This window comes from Streptomyces europaeiscabiei (genome assembly GCF_001550375.1).
Lineage (GTDB): Bacteria > Actinomycetota > Actinomycetes > Streptomycetales > Streptomycetaceae > Streptomyces > Streptomyces europaeiscabiei.
Genome location: NZ_LRTR01000119.1, coordinates 1 through 4,573, shown reverse-complemented (window position 1 = coordinate 4,573; position 4,573 = coordinate 1). Strand labels below are relative to the sequence as shown.

2 protein-coding genes are annotated in these 4,573 nt (G+C 73.5%); one reads left to right on the top strand and one right to left on the bottom strand.

From position 1 onward, the window contains the following. Positions 1 to 3,920 (bottom strand): ATP-dependent helicase (locus tag AWZ10_RS05415; RefSeq protein ID WP_060890574.1); only part of this gene is annotated, 3,920 nt, incomplete at its 3' end. Between the two features lie 157 nt (positions 3,921 to 4,077). On the opposite strand from AWZ10_RS05415, the gene AWZ10_RS05410 reads away from it, so the two are divergent. Next, a partial coding sequence (locus tag AWZ10_RS05410; RefSeq protein ID WP_208618452.1) for an AraC family ligand binding domain-containing protein occupies positions 4,078 to 4,573 on the top strand: 496 nt, incomplete at its 3' end.

Below are 4,573 nucleotides of genomic sequence, written 5' to 3'. Positions count from 1 at the left end.
GCGGTCAGGGAGCCGTACCGGCCGCGCGGGACCGTGCGCTTGGCGCGGTGGGCGGTGGAGCCCGCGGTGCGGCCCGAGCCCAGGAGGGAACGCATGGGGGTGAGCGTGTCGTTGGTGAGGCGGCCGGACCAGGCCAGGTCCCATACGGCGTCGGCCAGTTGCGGATCGGTGACGTCGGGGTGGGTGGTCGCGCGGATCTGGTCCGCGATCTGGCGGAAGAAGAGGCCGTAGCCGCCGGAGAGGGTGCTCAGAACCGACTCGTGGAGCGCGGTCAGCTCCAGGGGGTGCGGGGGTGGCAGGAGGAGCGGGGCGGCGTCCGCCAGGTACAGCGAGACCCAGCCGTCCTTGCCGGGGAGGGCTCCGGCGCCCGCCCAGACGACCTCGCCGGTCGCGGTGAGTTCGTCGAGCATCGCGGGGTTGTAGTGGGCGACCCGGGAGGGCAGGACCAGCTTCTCCAGGGCGGAGGCGGGCACGGAGGCGCCCTGCACCTGCTCGATCGCGCGCACCAGTCCGTCGATGCCGCGCAGTCCGTGACCGCCGCCCACGTGCTGCCACTGCGGCAGGAACTGGGCGAGCGCGGCGGGGGGTACCGGCTCCAGCTCGTGTCGCAGAGCTGCCAGCGAGCGGCGGCGCAGGCGGCGCAGCACGGCCGTGTCGCACCACTCCTGGCCGATGCCCGCCGGGTGGAACTCACCCTGGACGACGCGGCCGTTCGCCGCCAGTCGGTGGAGTGCCCCGTCCGTGACGGCCGCCCCGAGGCCGAAGCGTGCGGCGGCCGTGGCCGAGGTGAACGGGCCGTGCGTGCGCGCGTACCGGGCCAGGAGATCGCCGAGGGGGTCCTTGACCGGCTCCGTGAAGGCTTCCGGGACACCGACCGGCAGGGCTGTGCCGAGTGCGTCGCGCAGTCGGCCCGCGTCCTCGATCGCCGCCCAGTGGTCGGTGCCGGCGATCCGCACCCGGATGGCGCGGCGTGCCCCGGCCAGCTCCCGCGCCCACTGCGGCTCGGCACCGCGCTCTGCCAACTCGGCTTCCTTGAGAGGGCCGAGGAGCCTGAGGAGGTCCGCGACACCTTCGGTGTCCTTGACACGGCGGTCCTCGGTGAGCCACTGGAGTTCCTGCTCCAACTCCGTCAGCACCTCGGCGTCGAGCAGTTCGCGCAGCTCCGCCTGGCCCAACAGCTCGGCCAGCAGCCTTGAGTCCAGCGACAGGGCGGCGGCGCGGCGCTCGGCGAGCGGCGAGTCACCCTCGTACAGGAACTGGGCGACGTATCCGAAGAGGAGGGAGCGGGCGAAGGGGGAGGGCTCCGGCGTGGTGACCTCGACGAGGCGGACCTTGCGGGACTCGATGTCGCCCATCAGCTCGGTGAGACCCGGGACGTCGAAGACGTCCTGGAGACACTCGCGGACCGCTTCCAGGACGATCGGGAACGAGCCGAACTCGCTCGCCACCTGCAGGAGCTGGGCCGCGCGCTGGCGTTGCTGCCACAGGGGCGTGCGCTTGCCCGGGCTGCGGCGGGGCAGCAGGAGCGCGCGGGCTGCGCACTCGCGGAAGCGGGACGCGAACAGCGCCGAGCCGCCCACCTGGTCGGTGACGATCTGGTCGACCTCGCCCTTGTCGAAGGCGACGTCCGCCGCGCCGAGGGGGGCCTGCTCGGCGTCGTATTCCGTGCCCGCCTTCGTGGGCTCCATGTCGAGCAGGTCCAGGCCCATCAGGTCGGCGTCGGGCAGGCGCAGCACGATGCCGTCGTCGGCGTGCATGACCTGGGCGTCCATGCCGTACCGCTCGGAGAGCCTCGCGCCGAGGGCGAGGGCCCAGGGGGCGTGGACCTGGGCGCCGAAGGGGGAGTGGACGACGACTCGCCAGTCGCCCAGCTCGTCGCGGAAGCGTTCGACGACGATCGTGCGGTCGTCGGGGACGTGGCCGCAGGCCTCGCGCTGTTCGGCCAGGTACGACAGGACATTGTCGGCGGCCCAGGTGTCGAGTCCGGCGGCCAGCAGGCGCAGCCGGGCGTCCTCCTGGGACAGGGAGCCGACCTCGCGCAGGAACGCGCCGACCGCGCGGCCGAGTTCGAGCGGGCGGCCGAGCTGGTCGCCCTTCCAGAAGGGCAGGCGGCCCGGGACGCCCGGAGCGGGGGAGACCAGCACCCGGTCGCGTGTGATGTCCTCGATGCGCCAGGAGCTGGTGCCGAGGGTGAACACGTCCCCGACCCGGGACTCGTACACCATCTCCTCGTCGAGCTCGCCGACCCGGCCGCCGCCCTTCTTCGGGTCGGAGCCCGCGAGGAAGACGCCGAAGAGGCCGCGGTCGGGGATCGTGCCCCCGGAGGTGACGGCGAGACGCTGCGCGCCCGGCCGACCCGTGATGGTGCCCGCGACCCGGTCCCACACCACGCGCGGGCGCAGCTCCGCGAAGGCGTCGGACGGATAGCGGCCCGCGAGCATGTCGAGGACGGCCGTGAACGCGGACTCGGGGAGCGAGGCGAAGGGGGCGGCGCGGCGGACGGTGGCGAGGAGGTCGTCGAACTGCCAGGTGTCCATCGAGGTCATGGCGACGATCTGCTGCGCCAGGACGTCCAGGGGGTTACCGGGGATCCTCATGGACTCGATGGAGCCGCTGCGCATCCGCTCGGTGACCACGGCCGACTGGACCAGGTCACCGCGGTACTTGGGGAAGACCACGCCCGTGGAGACCGCGCCCACCTGGTGCCCCGCGCGGCCCACGCGCTGAAGGCCGGAGGCGACCGAGGGGGGTGACTCCACCTGGATGACGAGGTCCACCGCGCCCATGTCGATGCCCAGTTCGAGGCTGGAGGTGGCGACCACGGCCGGCAGCCGGCCCGCTTTCAGATCCTCCTCGACCAGGGCGCGCTGCTCCTTGGAGACCGACCCGTGGTGGGCCCGGGCGAGGACCGGGGGCGCACCCTGGGCGGCGCCGGAGCCGCCCATCAGCTCCGCCGGGGCATGGTGCTCGTCCAGGGGCACACCGGTGGCCCGCTCGTACGCGATCTCGTTGAGCCGGTTGCACAGCCGCTCCGCGAGGCGGCGGGAGTTGGCGAACACGATCGTGGAGCGGTGGGCCTGGACGAGGTCGGCGATGCGCTCCTCGACGTGCGGCCAGATCGACGGCCGCTCCGCGCCCTCATTGCCCTCGGCGACCGGGGAGCCGCCCAACTCACCCAGATCCTCCACCGGCACGACCACCGACAGGTCGAACTCCTTGCCGGACGGAGGCTGGACGATTTCCACCCGGCGTTGCGGGGAGAGATAGCGCGCGACCTCGTCGACGGGACGGACCGTGGCGGACAGGCCGATACGGCGTGCCGGCCTGGGCAACAGCTCGTCGAGCCGCTCCAGGGAGAGCGCGAGGTGGGCGCCGCGCTTGGTGCCCGCGACCGCGTGCACCTCGTCCAGGATCACCGTCTCCACGCCCGTGAGCGCGTCGCGCGTGGCCGACGTCAGCATCAGGAACAGTGACTCGGGGGTGGTGATCAGGATGTCCGGCGGGCGCGTGGCCAGGGCGCGGCGCTCGGCGGGCGGGGTGTCGCCGGAGCGGATGCCGACCTTCACCTCGGGCTCGGGCAGCCCCAGGCGCACCGACTCATGGCGGATACCGGTCAGCGGACTGCGCAGGTTCCGCTCGACGTCCACCGCGAGCGCCTTCAGCGGTGACACGTACAGCACCCGGCAGCGCTTTTGGGGGTCGGCCGGGGGTGGGCTCGACGTCAGCTGGTCCAGCGCTGCGAGGAACGCGGCCAGCGTCTTGCCGGAGCCGGTCGGGGCGACCACCAGCACGTCCGAGCCCTCGCCGATCGCCCGCCACGCCCCGGCCTGGGCCGCGGTGGGCGCGGAGAAGGCCCCCGTGAACCAGCCGCGGGTCGCGGGGGAGAAGCCGTCGAGGGCTCGATCTGCGGAGCTGACCATGCCCCCATCCTGCACCCGGCCACTGACAATGGCCCGGACCTGCGGAAACGGCTCGGGAGGGGCGGGTCCGCCGGTGGCCGCGGTGCCGACGGGGCCGGATTCCGGCGCCCGGACGGCCCACCACGCAGAAGACGGCCCACCACGCAGAATGGGGGGCATGGCGGGTTCGGCGGAGCGGGCGAGGCACTGGCGGTCCACGAAGCTGCCCGGCGTCGATCTGCTGCGGGCGAGCTACGTCGAGAAGAAGTTCGTGCGGCACACCCACGAGAACTTCGTGATCGCGGCCATCGCCGACGGCGTCGATGTGTTCCACCACGGGGGCGCCGACCAGTACGCGGGCCCGGGAGCCCTGGCCCTGGTCAACCCCGACACCCCGCACACCGGCCGTGCCGGTGGGCCCGAGGGCTGGCGGTACGGCGCGGTCTACCCGTCGCAGGACGTGGTGGCCGAGATCGCCGCCGAGACCACCACGATCCGCGGCACCCCCGGCTTCGTGACCCCCGTGCTCGAGGATCCGTACGCGGCGGGCCTCGTCCATCAGGTGTTGCGGGCCGTCGACGAGGGCAACGCGCTGGCCGCGGACACCCTGTTGCGGGTCGCCGTGACCCGGCTGCTGCGCCTGAACGGCGGGCCGCTGCCCCAGCGTGCCGTCC